20 protein-coding genes and 1 riboswitch are annotated in these 26005 nt (G+C 42.1%); of the genes, 12 read left to right on the top strand and 8 right to left on the bottom strand.

What is annotated here, in order from left to right; translation table 11 throughout:
- Nucleotides 1-72 precede the first annotated feature (72 nt).
- From H5114_RS14925 to H5114_RS14905, 5 genes are all read left to right on the top strand, one after another.
- Complete coding sequence (locus H5114_RS14925; RefSeq protein ID WP_182698440.1) at nt 73-1095, top strand: zinc-binding alcohol dehydrogenase family protein; 1023 nt, start codon at nt 73-75, stop codon at nt 1093-1095.
- A gap of 210 nt (nt 1096-1305) precedes the next feature.
- Entirely contained in the window at nt 1306-2187 is an 882-nt protein-coding gene (gene prmA, locus H5114_RS14920; RefSeq protein ID WP_124017242.1) for a 50S ribosomal protein L11 methyltransferase, read from the top strand.
- A gap of 297 nt (nt 2188-2484) precedes the next feature.
- Nucleotides 2485-3447, top strand: a complete 963-nt coding sequence (gene dusB / locus H5114_RS14915; protein WP_124017241.1) for a tRNA dihydrouridine synthase DusB — start codon at nt 2485-2487, stop codon at nt 3445-3447.
- 23 nt (nt 3448-3470) lie between these two features.
- Nucleotides 3471-3776: a DNA-binding transcriptional regulator Fis gene (gene fis / locus H5114_RS14910; protein ID WP_011635942.1), complete on the top strand. Its 306-nt coding sequence runs from the start codon at nt 3471-3473 to the stop codon at nt 3774-3776.
- 568 nt (nt 3777-4344) lie between these two features.
- A riboswitch (cyclic di-GMP riboswitch) is annotated at nt 4345-4433 on the top strand.
- 104 nt (nt 4434-4537) lie between these two features.
- Complete coding sequence (locus H5114_RS14905) at nt 4538-7132, top strand: glycosyl hydrolase family 18 protein (RefSeq protein WP_182723340.1); 2595 nt, start codon at nt 4538-4540, stop codon at nt 7130-7132.
- A gap of 681 nt (nt 7133-7813) precedes the next feature.
- Here H5114_RS14905 and H5114_RS14900 read toward each other — a convergent pair.
- A complete protein-coding gene (locus tag H5114_RS14900; RefSeq protein ID WP_182723339.1) occupies nt 7814-10879 on the bottom strand; it encodes a UvrD-helicase domain-containing protein in 3066 nt (1021 codons plus the stop codon).
- 227 nt (nt 10880-11106) lie between these two features.
- Here H5114_RS14900 and H5114_RS14895 point away from each other — a divergent pair, with 227 nt between their 5' ends.
- Nucleotides 11107-11607: a helix-turn-helix domain-containing protein gene (locus H5114_RS14895; RefSeq protein WP_182723338.1), complete on the top strand. Its 501-nt coding sequence runs from the start codon at nt 11107-11109 to the stop codon at nt 11605-11607.
- Nucleotides 11608-11614: 7 nt separating this feature from the next.
- Here H5114_RS14895 and H5114_RS14890 read toward each other — a convergent pair whose 3' ends face one another.
- From H5114_RS14890 to H5114_RS14865, 6 genes are all read right to left on the bottom strand, one after another.
- Nucleotides 11615-12355 (bottom strand): HAD-IA family hydrolase, encoded by a 741-nt coding sequence (locus H5114_RS14890; RefSeq protein ID WP_182723337.1) that lies wholly within the window; start codon nt 12353-12355, stop codon nt 11615-11617.
- Nucleotides 12355-13254: a tyrosine recombinase XerC gene (gene xerC, locus H5114_RS14885; RefSeq protein ID WP_124017236.1), complete on the bottom strand. Its 900-nt coding sequence runs from the start codon at nt 13252-13254 to the stop codon at nt 12355-12357. Before xerC ends, H5114_RS14890 begins: the two co-directional genes overlap by 1 nt.
- 70 nt (nt 13255-13324) lie before the next feature.
- On the bottom strand, nt 13325-13951 hold the full coding sequence (locus H5114_RS14880) for a DUF484 family protein (RefSeq protein ID WP_182698457.1): 627 nt from the start codon (nt 13949-13951) through the stop codon (nt 13325-13327).
- A gap of 110 nt (nt 13952-14061) precedes the next feature.
- A complete protein-coding gene (gene dapF, locus H5114_RS14875; protein ID WP_182723336.1) occupies nt 14062-14889 on the bottom strand; it encodes a diaminopimelate epimerase in 828 nt (275 codons plus the stop codon).
- A 40-nt stretch (nt 14890-14929) separates the two neighbouring features.
- Entirely contained in the window at nt 14930-16174 is a 1245-nt protein-coding gene (gene lysA, locus H5114_RS14870) for a diaminopimelate decarboxylase (RefSeq protein ID WP_182723335.1), read from the bottom strand.
- A gap of 20 nt (nt 16175-16194) precedes the next feature.
- A complete protein-coding gene (locus H5114_RS14865) occupies nt 16195-16377 on the bottom strand; it encodes an LPS translocon maturation chaperone LptM (RefSeq protein ID WP_182723434.1) in 183 nt (60 codons plus the stop codon).
- A 79-nt stretch (nt 16378-16456) separates the two neighbouring features.
- On the opposite strand from H5114_RS14865, the gene cyaY reads away from it, so the two are divergent.
- On the top strand, nt 16457-16792 hold the full coding sequence (cyaY, locus tag H5114_RS14860; RefSeq protein ID WP_124017232.1) for an iron donor protein CyaY: 336 nt from the start codon (nt 16457-16459) through the stop codon (nt 16790-16792).
- A gap of 70 nt (nt 16793-16862) precedes the next feature.
- Here cyaY and H5114_RS14855 read toward each other — a convergent pair whose 3' ends face one another.
- A complete protein-coding gene (locus tag H5114_RS14855; RefSeq protein ID WP_182723334.1) occupies nt 16863-19325 on the bottom strand; it encodes a class I adenylate cyclase in 2463 nt (820 codons plus the stop codon).
- Nucleotides 19326-19598: 273 nt separating this feature from the next.
- On the opposite strand from H5114_RS14855, the gene hemC reads away from it, so the two are divergent.
- From hemC to H5114_RS14830, 5 genes are all read left to right on the top strand, one after another.
- A complete protein-coding gene (hemC, locus tag H5114_RS14850) occupies nt 19599-20528 on the top strand; it encodes a hydroxymethylbilane synthase (protein WP_124017230.1) in 930 nt (309 codons plus the stop codon).
- Between the two features lie 13 nt (nt 20529-20541).
- Complete coding sequence (locus tag H5114_RS14845; protein ID WP_182723333.1) at nt 20542-21261, top strand: uroporphyrinogen-III synthase; 720 nt, start codon at nt 20542-20544, stop codon at nt 21259-21261.
- Between the two features lie 85 nt (nt 21262-21346).
- Nucleotides 21347-22582, top strand: a complete 1236-nt coding sequence (locus H5114_RS14840; RefSeq protein ID WP_182723332.1) for a uroporphyrinogen-III C-methyltransferase — start codon at nt 21347-21349, stop codon at nt 22580-22582.
- Nucleotides 22579-23745 (top strand): heme biosynthesis HemY N-terminal domain-containing protein, encoded by a 1167-nt coding sequence (locus tag H5114_RS14835; RefSeq protein ID WP_182723331.1) that lies wholly within the window; start codon nt 22579-22581, stop codon nt 23743-23745. Before H5114_RS14840 ends, H5114_RS14835 begins: the two co-directional genes overlap by 4 nt.
- A 383-nt stretch (nt 23746-24128) precedes the next feature.
- The coding region (locus H5114_RS14830; protein ID WP_182723330.1) for a retention module-containing protein at nt 24129-26005 on the top strand (1877 nt) is incomplete at its 3' end.

The following is a 26005-nucleotide window of genomic DNA, read 5'->3' as shown; positions in this document are numbered from 1 at the left end:
ATAACCAAAACCTAGCATTCAGCACGTATAAACTCAGCATAACTGACACTCTTCACCACTCAAGGAGTCACAATGAAAGCGATTGGATACTATCAAGCAGGCAATATTGATGCGATAAATGCACTTCAAGATATTGAAATTGCAACGCCAGTGGCCACTGGGCATGACTTATTAATTGAAGTACAAGCCATAGCCGTTAACCCTGTAGATGCAAAAGTTCGTCAAGCAAGACAGCCTGCAGAAGGCCAGCCTAACATCATTGGTTATGATGCAGTGGGTACCGTCAAAGCCATTGGTGATCAGGTCAGTTTATTCAAAGTTGGCGATAAAGTATGGTATGCAGGTGACATTACTCGCCAAGGAAGCAACGCCGAATATCAGTTGGTTGACGAACGGATAGTGGGTCATAAACCGCAATCATTAACAGATGCACAAGCGGCAGCATTACCGTTAACCACCATTACCGCATGGGAAATTTTATTTGATCGCTTGGGCTTACCTAAAGATGGCAGCGCAACAGATGCGCGGATTATGATTATAGGTGCAGCCGGTGGTGTCGGGTCTATTTTAGTGCAATTGGCAGCTAAACTTACTGGCGCTAAAGTGATTGCTACAGCCTCTCGTCAGCAAAGCCGCGATTGGGTTCTGAGCTTAGGAGCCGATGTTGTGATCGACCACAGTAAACCCTTATCAACTGAGTTAAATAATGCCGGTTTTGATAACGTGACCCATGTTATCAGTTTAAATCACACCGACAGTCACTTTGACGAAATCGTCGCATCGCTTCAGCCACAGGGCAAAATAGCCTTAATTGACGATCCCCTACAACCAATCGACATTATGAAGCTAAAACTAAAAAGCATTTCACTGCATTGGGAATTAATGTTTACCCGTAGCATGTTCGCTACCGACGATATGATTGCCCAACACCACTTACTCAATGAAGTGAGCCAACTCATTGATGCCGGCACGATAAAAAGCACTCTGGGCGAACATTATGGTCACATCAATGCCGCTAACTTGACCCGTGCCCACCAGCAAATAGAAACTAACACGAGTGTCGGGAAAATAGTCCTGGAAGGATTTGTAGCTTAACGCTCTGCTTCGTTAATCCGCAGTACCTCATCACTTAATCGCGCTGCATGTTTTGCATCCAGCGCGTTTTTTTATCTAAACACGGCCGTGAAGGATCCCTCTTCACCGAGCTAATAACCAATAAACTCTCACCTAAACGAGCATCTTAAAATAACTTGGGTATAATAAGCGCCAATTTGATACTACTTTTACCACAGTTAGGAAAACCCCATGGCTTGGATCCAATTACGTATTCACACTCATCGCGATAATGCCGACATGCTTGGCGACTTATTAATGGATCAAGGCTCGCTTTCCATCACTTACGAAGATGGCCAAGATGAACCTATTTTTGAACCCAAGCTTGGTGAAACACCGCTGTGGCAAGACACTGTTATGATTGCATTATTTGATGCAGGCACAGACTTAGCGCCAACCATAGAGTTTTTAGAATCTATGCCATTTCTGGGTAAAGGTTTTACTCATAAAATTGAACAAGTCGAAGACAAAGACTGGATCCGCGAGTGGATGGACAGCTTTCACCCAATCCAATTTGGTCAACGCTTATGGATATGCCCAAGCTGGCGTGAAATTCCTGACCCGACCGCGGTTAACGTTATTCTCGATCCTGGTTTAGCCTTTGGTACTGGCACCCACCCTACTACGGCCTTGTGTTTAGAATGGTTAGACAGCCTAGATTTATCAAACCAAGAAGTTATCGACTTTGGTTGTGGTTCAGGCATTTTGGCCATTGCAGCAATTAAACTCGGAGCTAAGAAAGTCACGGGTGTTGATATTGACTATCAAGCTATTGACGCCTCAAAAGCCAATGCAGAACGGAACGATGTCGTCGATCAACTGGCTTTATACTTACCAGAAGATCAACCTGCCAACTTACAAGCAGACGTATTAGTCGCCAATATTCTTGCTGGCCCGTTAAAAGAACTCGCGCCATTGATAGCAGAAAAAGTACGTGTGGGCGGTAAACTGGCACTATCGGGTTTATTACAAGAACAAGCACAAGAAGTATCCGACTTTTACAGCCAATGGTTCGTCATGGATCCGGTTAGCAACAAAGAAGACTGGAGCCGCTTAACAGGGGTGCGTAAGTAGTCTACTCGCAAGCCTAAAATGCACTCAATTATGGGCTATATTTTGAGCTAATTGAGTGCATCCATCCTAGTTTACAGGTTATTAACATTGTTTATTGACACTTGTATACAGGAAAAAGTCTCTCTGCAACTCGCACCAGTGCTCAAAAATAACCGAAATTTGCCATTTATTAGTCAAAGATGTGACGGCTAATAAAAGTCAAGCAAAAAAGTTGCATTTAGGTCATTTATTGACCTTTTCACAAGCGTAAAAAAGGGCTACTATAGCGCCCCTTTGGAGAGCAAGGTGAAGTTCGCAATGCAAATTGGCCCGTATCAACTGTCAAATCAGCTGATTGTGGCACCAATGGCAGGTGTCACCGATCAGGCCTTCCGAAATCTCTGCTTACGCTATGGCGCAGCTTTAGCCGTATCAGAAATGCTTTCATCTAATCCTGAGGTTTGGGATAGCGATAAAAGCCGCCAGCGCATGATGCATTCTGGTGAAGAAGGTATACGCTCCGTACAAATAGCAGGTGCAGACCCTGATTTAATGGCTAACGCTGCCAAGTTCAACGTTGAACAAGGTGCGCATATCATTGATATCAATATGGGTTGTCCAGCAAAGAAAGTGAATAAAAAGTTTGCGGGTTCAGCGCTAATGCAAAGCCCAAGCTTAGTAAAAGAGATTTTACAAGCCGTGGTTGCTGCAGTAGATGTGCCAGTAACGTTAAAGATCCGCACAGGTTGGGAGCCTGAACATCGTAATGGTGTTGAAATAGCCCAAATTGCTGAAGATTGTGGCATTGTCTCGCTCGCCGTTCACGGCCGAACCAGACAATGCATGTACAAAGGCTTTGCTGAGTACGACACCATTAAAGCAATTAAGCAGACTGTCTCAATTCCTGTTGTCGCCAACGGGGACATCGACACACCAGAGAAGGCCAAGTTTGTGCTTGACTACACTGGCGTTGACGCCCTGATGATTGGAAGAGGTGCACAAGGAAGGCCATGGATTTTTAAAGAAATCCTATATTACTTGGAAACAGGTAAAAAGTTAGCGCCAATTAAGGCAGAAGAGCAACGCACTGTGATGCTTGAACACCTTAATAAACTTTATGACTTATATGGCGAATACAAAGGTGTCCGATTTGCTAGAAAGCATGTCGGGTGGTACCTAAACCATGAGGAACAGCGCCAATTTCGTGCTGACTTCAATCGGCTTGAAACCGCTGCCCAGCAACATTCCCTCGTAGAATGTTATTTTGATGAATTAGTTTAGAATTTAATAAAGAGCAGAATAGAATGTTTGATCAGACAACTAACACAGAAGTTCACCAGCTTACCGTAGGCAAAATCGAAACAGCAAACGGCACTATCAAGCCGCAGTTATTACGTGACGCAGTAAAACGTGCCGTGACTAACTTCTTCTCTCAGTTAGACGGTCAGGAAGCTTCTGAAGTATATGAAATGGTATTGTGCGAAGTTGAAGCACCTTTACTAGACATCATCATGCAACACACTCGTGGCAACCAAACGCGCGCTGCTAATATGTTAGGTATCAACCGTGGTACTTTACGTAAGAAATTAAAGAAATACGGCATGAACTAAGACCTAGCGTCTAAGTGATTGTAATGAAACGGGCTTATCAGTAATGATAAGCCCGTTTTGCTTATATGTACCTTCATATGTACCCTGAGTAAATTCCTTACAAAGTAACGTAAATAAAAACTCATACTCCTGATCCACCCAAAATCAAAAACTCGCAACATCCTAAATAGCCTAATGAGTTCTCAATCATGATGAATGCATCGCTGATCTCAACCTTGATGAATTTCTTAATGAATTTGAACTAAGGCTAACGCTCTTCAATAGCCCAACCTTTTCAAATAAAATAAAACTCGCAGATGATAAAAAGTGGCAACAGTTGCTAGATGGTAACCCTAACACTTAATGTTTAACGCTTAAGTATTTTTCTTATTTTTTGACACCTTGATTTTCAACCAAAAAATACTTCATTAATTACAAATCCTTAACTAAAAATAAACAGAAGCATTTGATTTTCATCATTGTCAAAAAAACATCACATATAAAAATATTTATCTTAATCGGATTATTTCATTGCATTTTTATAAAAGTTAAGACTATGCTAATGAAACAAATGACAACGCTGTCACTTGTTTGAGAAAGGCAAACCAATTGAAAGATTGGGACGCAAAGCCTCCGGTCTAAGGGGAATTTAGTACCTATGATAGCGGGGACACCACAGGGATCCTTCTTCATGCATTTTTGACGCATGAGTTTTAGAAAGAACAGCTGTCCTGTTCGCGTTTTTTGCCTTATTGGTTTAAATAATTCAATAGGGAAGTCTCATGTTTAATACACGTATTTCAACATTAGCGTTGATTATTTCATCTTCGTTATCTGCACATGTTATCGCTGCCACTCCGGGTAAACCCACTATTGGTTGGGGTGAAACAAAATTTGCTATCATCGAGGTTGATCAAGCCGCAACAGCCTACAACCTATTAGTGAAAGTCAAAGATGCAGCGGATGTATCAGTAAACTGGAATCTTTGGAGTGGTGATGTTGGCACTGTGGCGAAAGTACTGCTTGATGGTAATGCGGTATGGGAAGGCCCTTCGAGTGCGTCTGGCTCTGCAAGTTTCAAGGTACAGCAAGGTGGCCGCTATCAAATGCAAGTTCAGCTGTGTAACAGCGATGGTTGTACGGCGAGCGATGCCAAAGAAATTATGGTCGCAGATACAGATGGCAGCCACTTAGTGCCACTCAATGCTCCGCTTAAAGAAAACAACCGTCCCTATGCCAATAAATCAGGCAAAGTGGTCGGCAGTTACTTTGTTGAATGGGGGGTGTACGGCCGAAAATTCGCGGTCGATAAGATCCCTGCACAAAATTTAACTCATATTTTATATGGTTTTATCCCAATATGCGGCGGGGATGGTATCAACGACAGCTTGAAAGAAATCGACGGCAGTTTCCAAGCGCTGCAACGTGCCTGTAGTGGCCGTGCTGACTTTAAAGTCGCTATCCACGATCCTTGGGCGGCGGTCCAAATGCCTCAGGCTGGTGTGAGTGATTTTTCTGATCCTTATAAAGGCAATTTCGGCCAATTGATGGCACTTAAGCAAGCTTATCCTGATTTGAAAATTTTGCCTTCTGTTGGCGGCTGGACATTATCCGATCCATTCTATTTTCTAGGAGATAAAACCAAGCGTGATGTTTTTGTGGCATCAGTTAAAGAATTCTTACAAACGTGGAAATTTTTCGATGGTGTAGACATTGATTGGGAGTTCCCCGGGGGGAGCGGTGCAAACCCAAGTTTAGGTAATGCTAATGATGGCGAAACCTATGTCATTTTGATGCGAGAACTGCGGGCCATGTTAGATGAGTTAAGCGCTGAAACGGGACGAAGTTATGAACTGACCTCAGCCATTAGCGCTGGTGACGATAAAATTGCCAAAGTTGATTATCAAGCTGCCCAGCAATACATGGATTACATCTTTTTAATGAGCTACGACTTCAACGGCGGCTGGACCAATACCGAACTTGGCCATCAAACCAATTTGTATGAAGCCAGTTGGGATCCTGATACCCGCTACACCACAGACAAAGGGGTGAAAAACCTTTTAGCGCAAGGTGTTACGCCTGGTAAAATTGTGGTCGGTGCGGCTATGTATGGCCGTGGTTGGACTGGCGTTAATGGCTACACTGGCAATAATCCATTCACGGGTACGGCCACCGGTAAAGTAAAAGGCACATGGGAAGATGGCGTGGTGGATTATCGCCAGATCGTGAATGAGTACATGGGGAGCGGTTGGACTTATAACTACGATGAAACCGCCGAAGCACCGTCAGTGTTTAACCCAACGACAGGCGATTTGATTACCTTTGACGATCCTCGTTCGGTAAAAGCCAAAGGCCAATATGTGTTATCAAATCAACTTGGAGGACTATTCGCCTGGGAAATTGATGCTGATAATGGCGATATTCTTAATGCGATGCACGAAGGTCTTGGCCACGGTGAAGGCACTACGCCACCGGTGAATAAAGCCCCTATTGCCAATGCTGGAGCAGACATATCAGTAACTGGCCCTGCCGATGTAACTCTCAATGGCAATGGTTCACGTGATCCTGAAAATGGCGCCCTAACGTATCTTTGGACACAAGTATCCGGCCCAACGATAACTCTCGCTAACGCGGATATGGCCAATGTCATTATCCCATTAGAAGCCACTCTGACCGATGTCGTCTATGGTTTTAGCCTTCAAGTAACGGATCCTCAAAGTGCATCGGCAACAGATTCAGTCCTTTTAACGAATAAGGCGGATGCGCCTAACCAAGCCCCAGTCGTGAGTGTGGCTGCGACAGCCATTGTCGAAGCCGGTAAGTCTGTCAGTATTGTAGCCAATGCCTCTGATGCCGATGGTGATGCACTCACTTACAACTGGACAGTGCCAGCAGATGTTTCTGCAACAGGACAAAATAGTGCCACGCTAATCGTCACAGGTGCCAATGTCACAGAGTCGACGAGCTACTTATTAAGCGTGTTAGTTTCTGATGGTGCTTTAGATGCCAATGGCTCAACCACATTGACAGTCACACCTAAGGTAATCGGTGGGGGCTGTGATGCAACCGACCCTAATGCGGATCAATATCCTACTTGGCAAGCCAACGTGGTTTACAACACGGGTGATACCCTTAGCTACAGTAGTTTAGTTTGGAAAGCTAAGTACTGGACTCAAGGCAATAAGCCTTCCCGCACTGCGGATCAATGGCAGCTAATAAGTGAAGTTGAGTTAGGTTGGGATGCTACCATTGCCTATAGCGGTGGCGCTACGACCAGTTATAACGGCCGTCAATGGCAAGCCAGTTATTGGACCAAAGGTGATATTCCTGGTATGGCTGCTGTGTGGGTCGATATTGGTATAGCTAGCTGTCCATAAAAAGCTTACTTATTAACTACATGTAATCGAAATAAAGCTCTGCATTTTTGCAGAGCTTTTACAGTTTACGGCAGAAATTCGTGCTGGTAGATTTGAACACAAACTCGCTATTTCGCTTGCCTCTATGATGTGGCCTACTCCACATATTCCAGCATTTTCCTGGAGATTCGGACACCTAATCCTTTAGCATCAGAAAGTTCTATTGGTTTATAACGCCCGTAACGTTTTTTCGTAAAGCATAAATGTCTCAATGAATTCAACATGGACTAATAGCTCGTTCATAATTAATTGTAATGAAAAGGGCTTATCAGTGATGACAAGCCCTTTTTGTTTTATTAATTTCATTCATAGTCAGTCACAAGATGATTACTGACTAACAAGCTAGAGAGCTACACTAGATATGATCGATATCATTATGACCAAACTATCATCGATTATATTAAGTGAAAACATGTTTATAAAACCTTAATTTATCGACATGTAATGCGACATTGATTTACTAATGTCGATGGCATCGACATCTTTAACCTTCATTTAAGACCATGCCCATATGTATATAAAGCGGCTAAATCTATACAGGTGCAGTGAAATAGGTATAAAAAATCCAATGTGATATACCTTTACCGCAATGGAGACTTAACGGTCCTTTACCAGATCATTTACCCACAATAATAGTTGTACTTACACCTTTTGCCGCGGCTTAGGCAGTGTTGTATCACGTGGTTGCTTGAGTTTTTGATGTGGTTTGCTTTTAAAGGATATTGTCGCTGTATCAATGGTATTGCTACAACTAGGCAAGCTGTTACCGCGATAATTTTTACACCCCCAAAAAGTTCCTCGAGCACTTTCTCTTAAGCTCATGTCTGCGCCACAGAGGTTACACAGCGGTGCTATGTGACCACAATGTTCATCTAAGCAAACAGCAAAACCATTAGTGCGCTTGCGCGTCATCGGGCTACCACAGAGGTCACACCCCGCTTCTTGGTGATCGCACAAAGGAAAATGCGAGCATGAGAAAAATGATGAAAACTTGCCAGTTCGCGCTGTTAATGTGCCAGTCGTACATCGAGCACATTTAATTTGCTCAAATAACGTTTGTACCAATGAAGTACTGAATTCATTCAGTTCAACGTTATAGGGTTGCTGAATAAGCTCAACCACAAAGGGACTGACATTGGTCATATCCGCTAATACATAAACACGATGCTTAGCTCGAGTCAGTGCGACATAAAACAAGCGTCGCTCTTCGGCAAATTGAAAAGCTTCAGCTTGGGGCAAGAAAGCGTCGAGTAAAGGTGGGGTTATTTTCTGTGATGGAAATCCGTGTATACCTTGAGTCAGCCCCAGTATTACCACATAGTCGGCCTCTTTGCCCTTTGAGGCATGAAAAGATAAACACTCAATCGATAACATGGGGTACTGAGCATTTAACTGACGCAATAGATCTTTATCGGGTAATTGAAACCAAAAACGTGCCAGTAAATAGACTGTCGGTTTCGTTATGGATTTAGTCGAGGGCTCAGTAGTAGATATCGCACTGGCTTTAGCCACATGAACAGACAAGGCGTTCAAAGCTTGCGCTAATGCATTAGCACTCGGTTCATCTTGACTTGCGCGCTCATTTACTCCGCGGCGTAGTATCGAGATAGCAGGATCAACCACCTGTATTAACGAATGAACCTCTTTATTAAGTTGATGCGGGTTTTTAGTCACAAAAGCGCTGGCAACTTCGCCGATACGGTTATTAAATCTAAACGTTAGGTCCAAATGAGTTTCGCTAGTCTGACCAAAATACTGGGCGAATTGCGTCGTTAAGCTGACATCTGCCCCACTGAAGCGATAAATAGCCTGCCAGTCATCACCCACACAAAAGAGTGAAGTCTCGCTACTGGAGGTTTTCGATCTTGAATCTCGCAGCGCACGCACTAAACGCGCTCTAGGTTCTGAAATATCCTGAAACTCATCGACCATAATATATCGCCACGGGCTAACGTATTGGCCGCTTTGCAGATAGGCTAGCGCTTTAGCAATCATATCTTCAAAGTCGATATCACCCGTTGCAGATAAATACTCCTGATACTGCTGTAAAATAGGTTGCAGCAATTGAAATGCTTTACGAGCTTGTTGAGGATCCGCTGCTTGGCTAAATATGCGTTGTAAACCTGTTTTATCCACACAAGCTGCTTTGTACAAACCGATTAACTGACTGAACAATTTAGCCAGTTCAGTTACCCGCCCCAGCTCATAAAGGGTGGCCAATATCGCGTCATCAGGCAAAGGCGAGTAGTTAACCTTAAATACCGTTAAAGCCTGTTCAAGCTTGTTGATTAACTGATTTTTCTTGTGCTGATAATAAAATAATTCAATACAATTAGTTTGCTGTTTTTGATGTAACTGGCGTTTCCACGCCATTGATGCCAAATACGCTACGTTATCGATATAAGGAGCGGTATTATTGGCGGAATCGATGCCGTAATATTCAATGTAAACGTTATATTGTGGTAGGTAAAAATCAGGCTGATACTGACGAAACTCAAGCGTGCTGACATCATATTCATATTTAGCTTCATACTGATATTCAATGCCATTGCTAAATAGCCAGTTGGCGATATACAGCTCACCAAAACTTTTTACTCTTTCGCCTTTTAATGAACGGATATCGTTATCATGTAAATATTCAAAATACTCACCTTCAGTTGAAAATTCGAATGGGCTTTTTTCAACGTAATAGTAACGGCTAAAATAGTCGAAAAGATGTTTACGGTAAGACTCATTTTCAATCAACGTTTCTAATCTATCATGCACCCATTTGTCTTTGGCGGGTTCATCATTTACCCACGCTGATAAGCTTGGTTTTACACCTTCAACCTCGGTAATAATTTTTAAGCCTAAACTATGAAACGTGCTGGCTTTAATGTCAGCAGTACCAAGTTTGTGTTTAATCCGTAGATCCATTTCTTTGGCGGCTTTTGTACCATAAGCCAACAATAGAATATCATCCGCTTTCGCTTGACCGCTGGCGACTAAATACCCTGCACGGCCAACCATAACACTGGTTTTACCGGTTCCGGCACCCGCTAACAGTAGATTGTTATCATCATCAATAATGCAGGCGCGGCGCTGTTTATCCGTTAATGGATTTGATTCAACACTATCGAAAAAATCAGCAAATGCCACTAACTGCGATTGAATATAATCTTCACGCAAATGCTCTACATGCGCATTCTTCCAATGGAAAAAATGGTGTAATTGAGTTAATGCCGCGCGTGTTTTAGGTGGTAATTCAACACTTGCACTCCACGGAAACCAACGGCGATATTCGCGCGCGATTCTTGAACTCATTTTCGCTAGCAATGACTGACGTAAATAGCGCTTCGATATGGCTTTTTCAATCCGTGCTATCAAATCATACAATGCTTGTTCATGGGATAACGCCCACAGTAATTCGACTTGGTGTTTAAAATGAGAGCGAGCAAAATAACTCAGAAATGGAATTTGATAGCTCACACCAGAGGCGGTAAAACTTAATAAGCTACCCAGTAAGCTGGCACTAAACAGTGGTGGATGATCTAACTGCTGCCAAGATACATGCTCAAGATTCGTCGGTGGCAAGCACGATAAAAATAGACTCTGGGTTGGAACAAAGCTTATGCCCTCTGCCGTTATCTCAAGCGCATTGGCATTGCGATGATATAAATGTCCGAACCAACTGTGAGGAATAGGGTTAACTGAATATTGTGCTGACAATGTAAAACCTACGACTAAATGGTTTCTGGAATTAACCAACTAATATATAAGATAACTTTACAGTAAATAATTCACAATTGCGGATTTAATTTAAGTACTAAAACAGCTGATTGGTTAATTAACATCCAGCACAGCCGAACTGATGATCTTCCTTTTGTGGGCAAAACTTCATACAGTGATCATATCTATTTTTATCTACTGATTGCATAAGACGATATGGAGCCTAAATGTCACCTCATCATTACCCAACGTTTGCCTTAGACGACATTGCTAACTTACATGAATCAGCTCAAGTTGAATTTAAATTAGCAGGTGGACGAGACGGCAAGGGTACATTGCCCGAAGGCATGTGGGAAAGCTATAGCGCTTTTGCTAACACCTTAGGTGGTGAAATTATTTTAGGCGTAAAGGAGCAACAAGGTGAGTTTACTATTGAGGGGATTGTTAATCCTATGCCGATGCTGAGTGAAATTTGGCAAATATTACACGATCCGAAAAAGATCAGTCACAATATTTTAGCTCCAACTGATGTACAAATCATTGAAATAATGGCGAAAAAGCTTATTCGCATCCATGTGCCCTGTGTCGATGTTAAACTTAGGCCTATTTATGTTGGTACTGATCCGTATAGCGGCACCTACTTTCGTGTAGGTGATGCCGATATGCATGCTAGCCGCGAGCAAGTAAAACAAATGAGCCTTAAAGCAGGCATAGACCTAAAACGCTAACGTCACCCTAAAGTAAGCCTAAAAGAAGATCTAAATGATTAATTTCAATGTGTGGCAAAACCGGTTGAGCTTTTTTATGCCGTTGCTGCATACAGGGATTTAACCACACAGTTTGGCACCCTGCCATTTTTGCCCCAGCAATATCAGACAGCGGATGATCACCCACATGCAATAATGCTGCAGGCTTAATATCCAGTTGACGGCAAGCGAGGCTAAACATGTCGGCAGCAGGCTTCATTTTAACTCCGTGGCCTGGATGAAGCACAAATTTCATGACCTTATCTAAGCCAATACGTTGGCTGTCGACATTGCCATTAGTAATACCAATAAGCTGATAGCGTTGACTTAAACGCTCTAGTACCTGCAATACATTAATATCAACGGTAAAGTTACTACGATGATGGGTAAAACACGCCATGCCATCTTGGGCCCCTTTGCTGGCTTCAACTTCGCTATAACCAAAGTGTAAAAGGCCTTGGCGCAACATGGCATAACGGGCTGCGGTGGTATCGTGTACTAACTCTGGGTGATGAATAAATAACTGATGTTTAAGTTGCTGCCATTGATCTGCCCCCCATGCTGTAGTGGCGGGATAGGTTTGATTAATTAGCGAAAATAGTTCATCGCTGGCATGTAATACGTAAGGAAGATTATTATAGAGTGTGTCGTCTAAATCAAAACTGATCGCGCTAAACGGTTGTAGACGTTGATACTGGATCATTGATGCTTTAAGTAATGGCGTTGTCATTATTTCCCCCTGTCTTTTTTCGCTCTTGGATGCGCGTTATCGTACACTTTGGCAAGGTGTTGAAAGTCTAAACTAGTGTAAATCTGCGTGGTCGATAAGTTAGCATGACCAAGCAGTTCTTGTACGGCACGTAAATCTTGACTTGATTCAAGCATATGGGTTGCAAACGAATGACGCAATTTATGTGGGTGAACTTTTACCGCCATAGCTTGTTCCTGACCCCACTTAGCCATCCGCGCTTGAATACTGCGATGAGATAATCGTTTACCTTGGCTACTGACAAATAATGCATCACCCGCTTGACTACAAGGTAACTGGCTGCGGCAGTTTAACCATGCCGTTAATGCATTTAAGGCTAGTTTTCCAATGGGCACAACCCGCTGTTTACTGCCCTTACCCAGCACTTTAACTTCGCTTTGATCAAACTTAATGTCAGCGCAATCTAGGCTGGCGAGCTCAGCTAAACGTAAGCCACTGGAATAAAATAATTCCATAATAGCTTTATCACGTAAGCACAACGGATCGTCACCCTCGATAGACAACAAATGACTGACGGCATCGACATCCATATTTTTTGGCAAAGGTTTATTTTGTTTTGGAGCACTTAAACTGTGTGCTGGGTTGACCGTTATGGCACCTTCGCGTAATAGGAAATCAAAGAACTGTTTTACGGCAGACAAACACAAAGATAACGAACGTGGACTCAAGCCTTTGCGGTGTAATGTTGCCAGCATAGATTGTAACTCGTCGCGGGTAACATCAATAAGCTGAGTTGATTCGGTTAAGATGCCTTCAACCCTTCGTAATTCAAACATATAATTACGCACGGTATAGCTTGATAGTTGCCTTTCTGAGGTTAAATGTTGGCTAAATATCGTTTGCCAGTCTGTTGGCTGCATCACAATGCTCCCAGTACATGAACGATTGGAGTACGCTGTGTATCCTAAACAACACACTGAGCATTAACTATTACAGTTGCGGTAGCTTATGGTCTAACAAACGACGCAATTGGCTAAATAGCAATGAGTCCATATCAGGATGAAAATGAGTGGGATCTTTACTGGCAATGGCAAATATCACCTGGCCATTGTCATCCGATAATTTAGTCAGTGCTACAGACCCCACATCACTGCCAAATAAACGTTTAGATTCTGATTGCGTGAGCCGCCCAAAGTAATAACCGCTTTGGACACGATGACGCCAAATTTTTGCTAATTCGCTGTCAATATCGTGCACCGTAATCAACCTAACGTGACTAAAGCCAAACTCAGCTTTTAATCCTTCAGACAATACTTGACGCAGCTCGCCTAAGTCTTGACTTGCAAGCATTTTAAACGATAACTCAGTATTAAATTTAAAGATTCTCTCATTATGAGTCGCTATGTTCATCAGCGAAGTAATTTCTTCTTCAAGCTGATTGACGCGCTGGCGAAGCAGCTCTTGTCGACGCTCAACTAATGAAACCGCACCACGTTCTGCATGCGGAACACGCATGGCCACTAACAACTCTGGATAACGATTAAAAAAGTCAGGATTATCTAACAAGTATTCGCGGATCAGCATTTCATCAAAAGGGGCTTGTTGCAAACTAGCCATCATGTCGACAGCAAGATCTTGGCCAATTGAATTGATATCTTTGGCTTGTGCACTGCTAACCGTATTGCCTGCCACTTCGTTAGCTAAACTGACTTCGGAGGTAATCTCACTCATAGTTGTATTTGTCCATCATATACATGTTCTGCCGGGCCCGTCATCCACAGAGGTTTACCCTCGCCGTCCCAATTAATGACTAAGCTACCACCTGGTAAATCCACTCTCACCTGCTTATCAAGCTTACCCTGTAATTGACCAACGGCTGCAGCAGCGCATGCGCCCGTGCCACAGGCTAGCGTTTCTGCTGCGCCACGTTCATACACGCGCAACTTAATATGCCCAGGGTTAATGACTTGCATAAAGCCAACATTGACGCCCTTAGGGAAGCGTTCGTGGCGAGTTAACATATTGCCAATTTCATCAACCTTGACCGTTTGCACATCTTCAACCTCGATAACGCAATGGGGGTTACCCATAGAAATAGCGCCACACAGGTAAGTTTGCATTGCGGTTTGCAGTAAGTAGGTCTTTTCGCTTTTTTTAGCTTTAAACGGAATTTGGCTTGGTTCAATAACGGGTACACCCATATTAACTGTGATGTTACCATCACGCTCTATCCGCAAAGTAATTTTACCTGAGTTAGTACTCACCCGAATTTTATTTTTTTGGGTGAGGCCTTTATTGCGAACAAAACGAGCAAAACAGCGTGCACCATTGCCACACTGCTCAACTTCACTGCCATCGGCATTAAAGATGCGATAATGAAAATCTAAATCAGGATCATAGGGCGGCTCGACCAACAATAATTGATCAAAACCAATCCCAAAATTTCGATCGGCAAGACGGCGAATTTGTTCAGGCGAAAAAAACACATTTTGTGTTACGCCATCAACGACCATAAAGTCATTACCCAGTCCGTGCATCTTAGTGAAATGGATCACAAAAGTTTCCTTATAAAACGTTATGCCGTTTGCTTATTGCCTATGGCAATAAATATTCGCCTTGCCAAAGTTGTTGTAGCGTTTCGCGCTGACGAACAACAAAATCATCACTACCATCAACCATAATCTCCGCGACTCTTGGACGAGAGTTATAATTTGAGGCCATCACAAAACCATAAGCACCACTTGAACGAACGGCTAATAAGTCGCCCGCTTTTACCGCTAACTGCCTGTCTTTACCGAGAAAGTCACCAGTCTCACATACAGGACCTACAATATCATAAGCGAAAGTTGGCGCATCATTTTGTTGTACCGGAATAATATTTTGCCACGCACTATAAAGCGCAGGGCGAATAAGATCGTTCATGGCACCATCAACAATCGCAAAACGCTTATCGCTATTTTCTTTTAGGTAAAGCACTTGGGTGACGAAAATACCTGCGTTAGCCGCAATCGCACGACCCGGTTCAAAAATTAATGTTAACTTACGACCATTTAATCGATCGAGTAATGCTGCGGCGTATTTATCTGGATGCGGCGGAGTTTCACTATTGTAGGTAACTCCTAAGCCGCCACCCACGTCAAAATGTTCAATCTTAATACCTTGTTCACCTAAACGGTCGATCAACGCCAGCATGCGATCCATGGCATCTAAAAAGGGTTTAATCTCGGTAAGCTGTGAACCAATATGGCAGTCGACACCTTTTACATGTAAATGAACTAATTCAGCGGCACGAGCAAAAACCGTATCAGCCTCGTCCATGGCGATGCCAAATTTATTTTCTTTAAGACCTGTAGAAATATAAGGATGAGTACCTGCATCAACATCGGGATTAATCCGCAAAGAAACCGGGGCTACTTTACCTAAGCGCCCAGCGACGTCATTAAGCTGTTCAAGTTCAGCACTGGACTCAACATTAAAACAGTAAATGCCAATGTTTAGGGCTTGCTCCATTTCGGCAACCGTTTTGCCCACACCAGAAAAAACCACTTTTTTAGGGTCGCCGCCCGCTTGTAATACACGCGAGAGCTCACCACCAGAAACAATATCAAAACCACTGCCCAAACGGGCCAATACATTTAACACTGCAAGGTTTGAATTCGCCTTCACCGCATAACAAATAAGATGAGGATGATCAGCAACGGCATTATTAAAGGCATGCCAATGGCGCTCTAATGTGGCACGAGAATAAATATACAACGGCGTACCGTGCGTTTTAGCCAGTTTTGCTACATCGCAGTCTTCTGCGAATAGTGAATCATTTTGATATGAAAAGTAATCCAAAATGCGGTCCCTTATAAATGCTATTCTTGTTGTGAGGTTGAAGATTGAGAGTCGAGCACCTCTGTTTGCTTGGGCACATCTGTGCTGGCAGATTTTGGGGCGACTTTATTGGCCACTGGCTCAGGAGTTTTGTATAAAACGCCTTTTTGACCACATGCGGTTACAAATAGGCTAGCAAGCATAATAAATAAAAGCAGTCTCATTTTTTTCAACATCTGTGCATCTAGTGAATAATGGTCTTATAATCGCATTCATAACGCAGAAAGCAAAGGATAGAAATACATGGCTATTACAGATACTGAGTTTCATCGATTAGCCGATGAAATGTTTGGCGAAATAGAGAACGCGGTAGAAAAAGCAATTGACGAGCAAGATGCCGATGTCGATATTAATGCCAGCGGCAATGTTTTACAGTTGGCTTTTGAAGATAATTCGCAAATCGTCATCAATAAACAAGAGCCTCTTCATGAAATTTGGCTGGCGACAAAATCAGGTGGTTATCACTTTAATTACAATGATGGCAAATGGTTAGATACCCGTAATGGATTAGAATTTATGTCTTTTGTGATTGATGCCATCAATAAACAAAGCGGTATTTTGCTCGAGATAAACGCATAAACCTCACAATAACTTAGTGTGTAATAGCACTAAGTGAGTGATTAAATGGTCATTGAATTTGGGCTTGTGCTTAAAATGCTGAGCCCATTTCATCTACTGACAAGCCAAATGGCATTACGGTTAATTTACCTTCAATATGCACAAGTTGAAAAAACTGCGGCATATTAAAAACAGGCCGGTGCTGTTTTTGTTCGTCAAAGACATACAAATGGCTTTCTTTAGCCACAAAATCATTGATACTGGTATGTTGATATTGTAAATGTTCAAGCTGATTCTTCTCGTCTGCAATAAACACATCAAGCACTTGCTTACGTTGACGGACAAAATATTGCTTAGCATCCATGACAATAAATTTGCGAATCACCGATGGTACATTCACGTTAGTATCATCCACGGTATAAGGTAGTGGTAACTCATGAGTGTGATCATTTCTGACCTGTGCCACAACGTCAGTCTTGCGATACATCATACCTAACGCATTAAAGTACATACTGTATTGTTGATCGCCCATAATTATTGGATGCATTAGTGTATTGCTCTGATTGACCTTTTTCATTAAACCATAACATCGTAATAATAAGGTTTTAAGCTGATTAAAAATCGGTTGCTTTAGCTTAGCTGAGCAACTAATAATCGATAAATCAACTTGGTCATTTGAACGTTTTAACCCCAGAATAATAAATGAAATAGCTTCAAGTAATGCGGTATTGCCATTGAAGCGATGGCTTTGCCATTCTCCCCAGCTGTTTAAACACACAACCGCCACCGACGACAACATACTGATTTTTTTCTGTCCAAAGGAAAGAATATTGGCATTAATATGTTCCAACATCAGTTCTTGCTCATTCAATTGAGTGGTCGGATCTTTATCCATATTGGTAATCAACACAATTTTTTGATAGCACCAAGGTTCGCATAAATCACGTTTATAGACAGTGGGTACATTGTGCATAATAGGGATAAGTTTACGGGTTAGGTAACTCAATTTATCTGTCCGTCTTTTACCTCGCCCAACTTGAAACCACTTAGTATCGGTAGTTGCGAGCCCATTTAACACTGACCACGCAACTAAACTGCATATATTATCCGCTTCATGGATGGGATGATTATCGAACTCATGTCCTTGATTATCTGTAACAGCTTGAGACGGATCCTGTTCGACATAAGTTTGGCGATAGAGATAAAAACGTGATGCTTGCTTGCAATGAAAGATAGTCAACGATTTTTCAGCTGTCGATAAACTCCAAAGTCGGTTTAGAGGCTGTATTAAATGGTCATCATCACTAAAATAAGTATGTAATTTACGAGCCAATAAGCCGAGTTCTTCAACTCGCATACGTTCACTTAAGGTTTGTTTTGAAGCAAATTTCAATAGATTTTTGTAACTGACTAATAACAGTTCACTGAGCTGCTGGTTGAACCATTTCAACTGGCCAGCATGCCAATAAGGACTATTATCCAATGTGGTGATTAGCTCATGGCTCCAGCCCCATTGTTTAACCAGGCTGGCCATTTTTTCAACCCGCCAGTCTGTTGCACTATGGGTAGGTGACAAACTCGATAAAGTGATACCAGACTTTAAATAAAAACAACGCCTAACGATCTCTAAACGGTTATCATCACCTTGAGCTATCAAGTAAGTTTCAATTCTTTGATACAGCAATAAATAAGCGTCATTAGCAACACTAAAATCTTGATCTAGGCAATATTGCCAAAGTTGTTGAGTTATTAGTCTTGTATGGGGATATTCTGAGGCATAAGTTTCCAATAACAACACTTTTAACAAGGCTTTATGAGGTTTATTGAGCCCTTTATAGAGCTGCCATAATGAGGCGCCAAAATACTCTGCCGCAGGTAATGAATTGACATTGCCAAGATAAAGTAAGTTGGCATTAGACTGAGTATCTTGGCTTTGTGCATCGGGCCACCAAGCCACAGTTTTACCGGCGAGCCTAATATGAGAACGGTAAAACTCTTCTAATAATAACCAGTGTTGGCTACTGCCACTGTGCTCTAATCCTACTGGTTGGCAATTATCAAATGCGCTGCATTCTCTAAATTGCATCGGATGTACTAGATAAAAATTCACTTCAAACTCAAAACCGGCAAACCAGTCACTGATGAGTTTGTTTTTATATTCAATGAGTTTAAGTTGTGCTTGAGTCAGTTTACTATTGTAAACCAACCAGATATCGAAATCGCTTTGAGGATTTTGCCCAAAACTAGCAGTACTGCCCATGGCATAGATACCTTCAAAAGCATCAACGCTTGAATCAATCGCGGAGGGTACAGACAAACATAAGGCATCACATGCTGCAATCATTGCGTCTGACAAATCAAACCCATGAACACCACACGGCGTGTTGGGGTCGATAATACCGGACACATCTATTTGATTATGATGTATTAAAAAAGGAATTATATGAAATAAATGCTGCTGCAAATCAGGCATAACATTAGTCACTCTAGTTAATCTAATGTTATTTAGTTTCTCAGCTAAATCCTTTTGATAATATGCCGTTTTATCGGTCAAGACTCACTCCATTTACGCTTTTTGCTACACAAACTATTTGGTGACAAATTTTTCTAACACACTCGAACCTAAGCTCAAATTTTCGACCAAGGTCACGCTTTCGTCAAAACAGTGATCATCGTAGCATTTATTTTGTATTTCACCAGTAGTTGTTCAACAAGATGAATCACAAATAAGCCCTACAGACTTCAAACAATTACCATCGATTTGTTACATCCAAGCGAGAGCGGTGATAGCATTACTCCATTGAGGCTATCTAATGGATCTACTACCATGTCTGAAAATATAATTCGTATCGCAACACGTAAAAGCCCACTGGCAATGTGGCAAGCTGAATTTGTTAAAGCTGAACTTGAACGCATTCACCCCGATCTCACGGTTGAATTATTACCAATGAGCACCAAAGGTGATGTCATTTTAGATACTCCTTTAGCTAAAATTGGTGGCAAAGGGCTATTTGTTAAAGAGTTAGAAGTCGCGATGCTTGAAAATCGTGCCGATATTGCAGTGCACTCAATGAAGGATTTACCAGTAGATTTTCCTGAAGGTTTAGGCCTACAGGTAATTTGCGAACGTGAAGATCCACGCGATGCTTTTGTATCAAATAGCTATAAATCCATTAGTGAATTACCTCAAGGCGCGGTTGTGGGCACCTCAAGTCTGCGCCGTCAGTGTCAAATTAGAGCCGCTCGTCCAGATCTTATTATTAAAGACTTACGCGGTAATGTTGGTACCCGTTTAGCCAAACTCGATAGTGGTGATTATGATGCTATTATCCTGGCTGCTGCGGGATTAATCCGCTTAAAACTCAATCAACGAATTGCAGGATTTATCTCTGCAGAAGAGTCACTTCCAGCCAATGGACAAGGTGCTGTCGGCATTGAATGTCGTCTAAATGACGAGCGTGTTAAAGCATTACTCGCACCACTTGAACATTTAGAAACCCGTTACAGAGTGCTGGCTGAACGAGCAATGAACACTCGCCTAGAAGGCGGATGCCAAGTGCCTATCGGTGCTTTTGCTGAAATTCAAGGCGATAATTTAACCCTACGTGGTTTAGTCGGCAATCCTGATGGTAGTGAAATAATAACGGGTATGGTATCGGGTTCTAAAACTGATGCCGTTGCACTTGGAGAGTCTCTTGCAGAAGATTTACTTAGTCGCGGGGCTAAAACTATTTTAGATGCTGTTTATGCTAGTTAAGAGATAACTGGCCATGAAAGTCTTGCTAACGCGCCCACAAGGGCGCAATCAAGCAATGGAAGAGCAACTCTCACAACGAGACGTTGCTTATCTTGTTACCCCACTTTTAGCGGTAATTGAAACAAACGAATCAATGAGCAATACTACTTTAGCCCACACTGATAATTTGCTCTTTATTAGCACTAATGCCGTCGATTTTGCCGCCACTAAACTCCACAATTCATTCCCACAGCACTGTCGCTATTTCGCTGTTGGTCAAGCAACCGCCGATAGCCTAGCTCACTATAATATCCAAGCGATTAGCTCGCCCGAAGAAAGCCAAGATAGTGAAGGTTTATTATCACAACCCCAATTACGAGATGTCGATCAGCAGTCATTTATTATTGTACGTGGATTAGGTGGACGTGAAATGCTCGCTGAACAATTAGCGCTTCGAGGTGCAAAGGTGAACTATTGGCAGGTCTATCAGCGCGTGAGACCTAAGCTCAATGCAAAACAGACCATTCAACAATGGCAATCCTTCGGTATTGATACCATTGTGGTCACCAGCGGCGAAATATTATCCAATTTAGTTGACCTTGTCCCAAAAGAATTATTTGCATGGTTACGTGCATGTCATATCATAGTGCCTAGTCATCGCGTCGAATTACAAGCAAAAGCAATGGGATTAAGCCATATTACCAATGCAAATGGAGCAAATACTCAAGCTATACTCACGAGTCTTGCGTTATAATTTGTTATTGTATTGTTACCTTGCATCGACACACATTTTCTAATATTGCTTATATTGGTTGTATTTTTGCTTTCAAGGACTGTTCATGGAAAACAATAAAAAAGATCCAAACTCGCCAGCACACAAGGATGAGAAAGTGATTTCTCCTGCGCAAAATCCAATAGAAAAGCCGCTACAGGCAAAAAAAGCCAATGCAACGAGCCAACAATCTGCTGACAACAAAAATAATAATCAGACAAATTCTCCGGTAAGTAACAGCCGACGCAAAGCTAAACCTAGCTCTTGGTGGATCCGTATTGGGGTATCATTCAGTTTACTGGTTGCCATTGTTGCTGTGGCGTCTTGTTACTGGCTTTATTTGCAGCTTAGCCAACAAAGTCAAGGCCAAACTCAATTAGAACAAAGTATCACTGAACAAGTTACACAAAATAAATCGTTAAAATATGAATTACAACAAACCGTCATGGCTTCCAATAAACGCTTTGCTACGTTAGAGCAACAACAGCTGAACGATACTAAAGCTTATGCAAAATTAGCTGAACTACAGCAATCAAATAAACAACTGCAAGAGCGTGTAGCTGTTATTGCCCAGCGCAGTCCTAACCATTGGATGGCATCAGAAGCCGAATATTTAGTTCGCATGGCTGGCAGAAAACTATGGTTAGAAAACGATCCGCAAACAGCAATTGGTTTATTACAGTCTGCAGATGAACGGATCAGTGCGATGAAAGATCCTGCATTAACTCTTTTACGTAAAGCCTTAGCTGAAGACATCATTAAAGTTAACGCATTAAAAACCACTGACATAACCAATACCATCTTTGACTTAGATAATATTATCAATGATGTAGAAGGTTTACCGTTAAATCGTGTGGATGAGAATTTTACAGAAAATAAAAACACCCAGGCAGTCACCGACTCTATTGATGATTGGCAACAAAATCTCGCCACAACCTGGCATGACTTAACTGATGGTTTTATTACTATCCGCAAACGGACCACTGATTTGGAGCCGCTGTTATCACCGGAACAGCAATGGTATTTAGTTGAAAATATTCGCAACAAATTATTGCAAGCACAATTAGCACTGTACCGATTTGACCAAGTGAATTATCAGCAATCTATTGCTTTAGCAGACAAGTGGTTACAACAATACTTTGACTTAACAGATCCAAAGACGAAAGCAATAATTGCGTCTTTAGATAAACTGGCCAAGGTTAAAGTTGAAAAAGTGACTCTTAATAAATTTCAAGCCTCGCCACTACTCCAGCAGCTGGTTACCTATGGTGAAATAATGCCTACACAGGAGCCAGCACAATGATTAAGACGCTGGTTTATGTTGTTCTCATTTTAATTGGACTGTGTCTCAGCCCACTTATTGTTGGACAAAGCGGTTACGTTTATATCGCAATTGGTGACTATCAGATTGAAACTAGCTTGGTCATAGGTGTTGTGGGGTTAATTGTATTTTATTTTGCGCTGCAATTACTCGAGTGGTTAATTTTATTATTAAATATGCTACTTAGCAGTCGCTACCTGCCAGAGCAATGGCGCAGAAAAGCGGCTAAAAAGCATACATTAACCGGCGCTTTAGCACTGGCTGAAGAAGATTGGCCTGCGGCAGAAAAAGCCATGGCTAAAGGTGCTGAAAAAGGTGAAATTCCAGTATTAAATCTTTTTGCGGCAGCAAGAGCAGCTCACTATCAAGGTGATATTACTGCGCGAGATCATTATTTAACTCAAGCAGAAAATAACCCTATTGCCAAGACAGCGGTTTATACATCGCGTACCCGCTACTTAATGAAGCAGGGGGAGCTCACTCAAGCTCGAGTAGTACTTGATAAACTAAATCCAACAAGTAAAAGTAGTGCACCAGTACTGAAACTAGCACAAGAGTTATATTTGCAGCAAAATGATTGGCAGGCATTAAAATTGTTGTTACCAATCCTGAAAAAACGCCAATTACTTACTGAAACTGAGTTCAACCAATTAAACACTAAAACCAACAGTATTTTAATGGTAAATGCAGCTAAGACTTCTGAAGCAGAATTGAATAAATGTTGGCATTGGTTAAGTAAGTCAGAGCGTAAACAAGATGAATTAGTTGTCGCTTATGCTCATGGATTGACTCAGTATGGGCATAAAGATAAAGCAATAAAGTTAATTATTAAACAACTTAGCGCTGCACCATCGGCGGCTTTATTTGCCGCAATACCTGATTTAATCGATGCACAAGATCAAGAGGTGCGTAAATTACTCAGCCGACTAGAAACCACTCATGAACATGATGCTGACTATCAAATGTGCCTTGCAAAGCTTGCTATTCAAAGTCGTGACACTAAACAAGCTAAAACTCATTGGCAAAATGTCTGTCGTATAGCACCAACACATCAATCGTGGTTAGCATTAGCACAAGCCCAAGAACAGTTAGGTGAAAACTCTTCTGCGGCAAACAGTTATCGTAATGCTGCAAACATAATCTAAACACTAAAGTTATTTTTAATCTCATCTCAAAGCCTACAATCTTGTAGGCTTTTTTAGATATTCTGCTTCATTTTTGTTATCTATGCCGATATTAAGAAATAAACGAGAATATGCCACTACAAGTAATTACGACTTTTTTATGACGTAAAAATATATAGAACTAATAAGTTAACAAATTAATACTTTGTTTTGTATGCTTATTATAACTAGCTTGTTTAGAAACGCCTTAACGTCAAAAAATTGACTACTATTGTGGTAAGTGATATTATTTGACCTAATGTTTATAAAATAATTTTAATGTTAATACTATTATTATATTAAGCAAATATGATGCAAATTAACTCATTGTTATCTTAAGTATATAAAGCTGTTGGGAGCTTCAAATGGAATCAATTACTACGTCAAAAAATGGAATACTTTCTGCTTCAGAAGGTACAGTAACAATAACAATTAACAATGAAACCAAGGAATTACAACTTGGCCAGACAATTCCTGCTGGAGCATTAGTTTCAGGCAGCAATGAGTTTGCTTTTGTTATTACATTCGATGACGGCACTATTTTTAATAGTGCAGATACTCCTGATGATGCCATTATCGAGCAAGTAGCAGATCAACAAGCTATAGATGAAATCGCAGCCTTGCAGGCATTAATTGCATCTGGCGAAGATCCAACAGCAAACCTACCAGAAACCGCCGCTGGCACCCCAACAGCCAACCAAGGTGATTTTGGTTATGTCTCAGTATCAAGAGATGGTGCAGAGACCATTGCGAATACAGGCTACGACACGACAGGACAAACTGCTACCCCAACAGCAGTGACTCAAAAAGAAGTGCTTATTGAAAATGATTCCCCATCGGTTGTATTAAATGACGTCATTACAGTTAGCGAAGATCAAGTTGCTTCTGGAAATGTTTTAGATAACGACAGCGATACTGACTCAAGTTTGAGTGTAGTGAGTTTTGAAGTAGATGGACAAACGTATCCTGCGGGGACAGAAATCGAGCTTGAAGGTGGCGTGCTCGTTATCAATCCTGATGGTTCTTTTACTTTTTCTCCTAATGAAGATTGGAATGGCCAAGTGCCGGTCATTACCTATACGACTAACACTGGTGAAACCGCGACTCTGACCATCGAAGTCACACCTGTCGATGACGCATCCGTGTTGGCTAACGACACCAATACTGTTGCTGAAGATACTGTTGCTACAGGTAATGTACTTGATAACGATAGCGACGTAGATTCAGACCTAAGCGTGAGTAGCTTTGAAGTGAACGGCCAAACTTATACGGCCGGCACAGAAGTTGCTCTTGAAGGTGGTGTCCTGATCATCAATGAAGATGGGTCTTACACCTTCACACCCAATGAAAATTGGAACGGTACTGTTCCTGTCATTACTTACACCACTAATACGGGTGTTACCGCGACGCTTACCATCGAAGTCACACCTGTAGATGACGCATCCGTGTTGGCTAACGACACCAATACTGTTGCTGAAGATACTGTTGCTACAGGTAATGTACTCGATAACGATAGCGATGTAGATTCTGACCTAAGCGTGAGTGGCTTTGAAGTGGATGGCCAAACTTATACTCCTGGCACAGACGTTGCCCTTGAAGGTGGTGTCCTGATCATCAATGAAGATGGTTCTTACACCTTCACACCCAATGAAAATTGGAACGGTACCGTTCCTGTTATTACTTACACCACTAATACGGGTGAAACCGCGACGCTAACCATCGAAATCACACCTGTCAATGATGCACCAACCATTGACGTAGTCGCCAATGACTTTACCGAAAATAGCGCCGCAGCTGGCGATGTAGCGGCGACTTACAATACCTTCGATGAAGACGGTGATGCACTGACAGTGGACTTTACGGCCGGCACCAATACCGACGGTTACTATGCATTGATCAACGGCGAAGTGGTGTTAACCCAGGCAGGGGCAGATCTGATCAATAACGGTGGCACTTTACCAGCGATTGATTTAACTGTGTCAGATGGCAGCTTAACTGGCCAAGACAGTGACACGCCGGTTGTATCGCCTATAAATGATGCTCCAGTGTCTGACAGCTACAGCTTTAGCTACAATGAAAACAGCAGCGACAGCACGGTGATCGGCACCGTCAATGCCACCGATCCGGAAGGCACGCCAGTGACCTACAGCATCGTCAGCGGCAATGACGACGCTTGGTTTGAGATTGATCCCGTGACCGGTGTCATCAGCTTGACCCCAGCGGGCGTGGCCGCCGTCGCCAA

This window comes from Shewanella sp. SR43-8 (assembly GCF_014163775.1).
In the GTDB taxonomy this organism is placed as follows: domain Bacteria; phylum Pseudomonadota; class Gammaproteobacteria; order Enterobacterales; family Shewanellaceae; genus Shewanella; species Shewanella vesiculosa.
The sequence above is the reverse complement of the archived record's forward strand: the minus strand, read 5'-3'. Positions and strand labels throughout refer to the sequence as shown.

Excerpts from the sequence above, each read along its gene's own strand:
- H5114_RS14925 (WP_182698440.1), top strand. The coding sequence starts at position 73 with ATGAAAGCGATTGGATACTATCAAGCAGGCAATATTGATGCGATAAAT.
- prmA (WP_124017242.1), top strand. The coding sequence starts at position 1,306 with ATGGCTTGGATCCAATTACGTATTCACACTCATCGCGATAATGCCGAC.
- dusB (WP_124017241.1), top strand. The coding sequence starts at position 2,485 with ATGCAAATTGGCCCGTATCAACTGTCAAATCAGCTGATTGTGGCACCA.
- fis (WP_011635942.1), top strand. The coding sequence starts at position 3,471 with ATGTTTGATCAGACAACTAACACAGAAGTTCACCAGCTTACCGTAGGC.
- H5114_RS14905 (WP_182723340.1), top strand. The coding sequence starts at position 4,538 with ATGTTTAATACACGTATTTCAACATTAGCGTTGATTATTTCATCTTCG.
- H5114_RS14895 (WP_182723338.1), top strand. The coding sequence starts at position 11,107 with ATGTCACCTCATCATTACCCAACGTTTGCCTTAGACGACATTGCTAAC.
- H5114_RS14890 (WP_182723337.1), bottom strand. The coding sequence starts at position 12,355 with ATGACAACGCCATTACTTAAAGCATCAATGATCCAGTATCAACGTCTA.
- xerC (WP_124017236.1), bottom strand. The coding sequence starts at position 13,254 with ATGCAGCCAACAGACTGGCAAACGATATTTAGCCAACATTTAACCTCA.
- H5114_RS14880 (WP_182698457.1), bottom strand. The coding sequence starts at position 13,951 with ATGGCTAGTTTGCAACAAGCCCCTTTTGATGAAATGCTGATCCGCGAA.
- H5114_RS14865 (WP_182723434.1), bottom strand. The coding sequence starts at position 16,377 with ATGAGACTGCTTTTATTTATTATGCTTGCTAGCCTATTTGTAACCGCA.
- cyaY (WP_124017232.1), top strand. The coding sequence starts at position 16,457 with ATGGCTATTACAGATACTGAGTTTCATCGATTAGCCGATGAAATGTTT.
- hemC (WP_124017230.1), top strand. The coding sequence starts at position 19,599 with ATGTCTGAAAATATAATTCGTATCGCAACACGTAAAAGCCCACTGGCA.
- H5114_RS14845 (WP_182723333.1), top strand. The coding sequence starts at position 20,542 with ATGAAAGTCTTGCTAACGCGCCCACAAGGGCGCAATCAAGCAATGGAA.
- H5114_RS14840 (WP_182723332.1), top strand. The coding sequence starts at position 21,347 with ATGGAAAACAATAAAAAAGATCCAAACTCGCCAGCACACAAGGATGAG.
- H5114_RS14835 (WP_182723331.1), top strand. The coding sequence starts at position 22,579 with ATGATTAAGACGCTGGTTTATGTTGTTCTCATTTTAATTGGACTGTGT.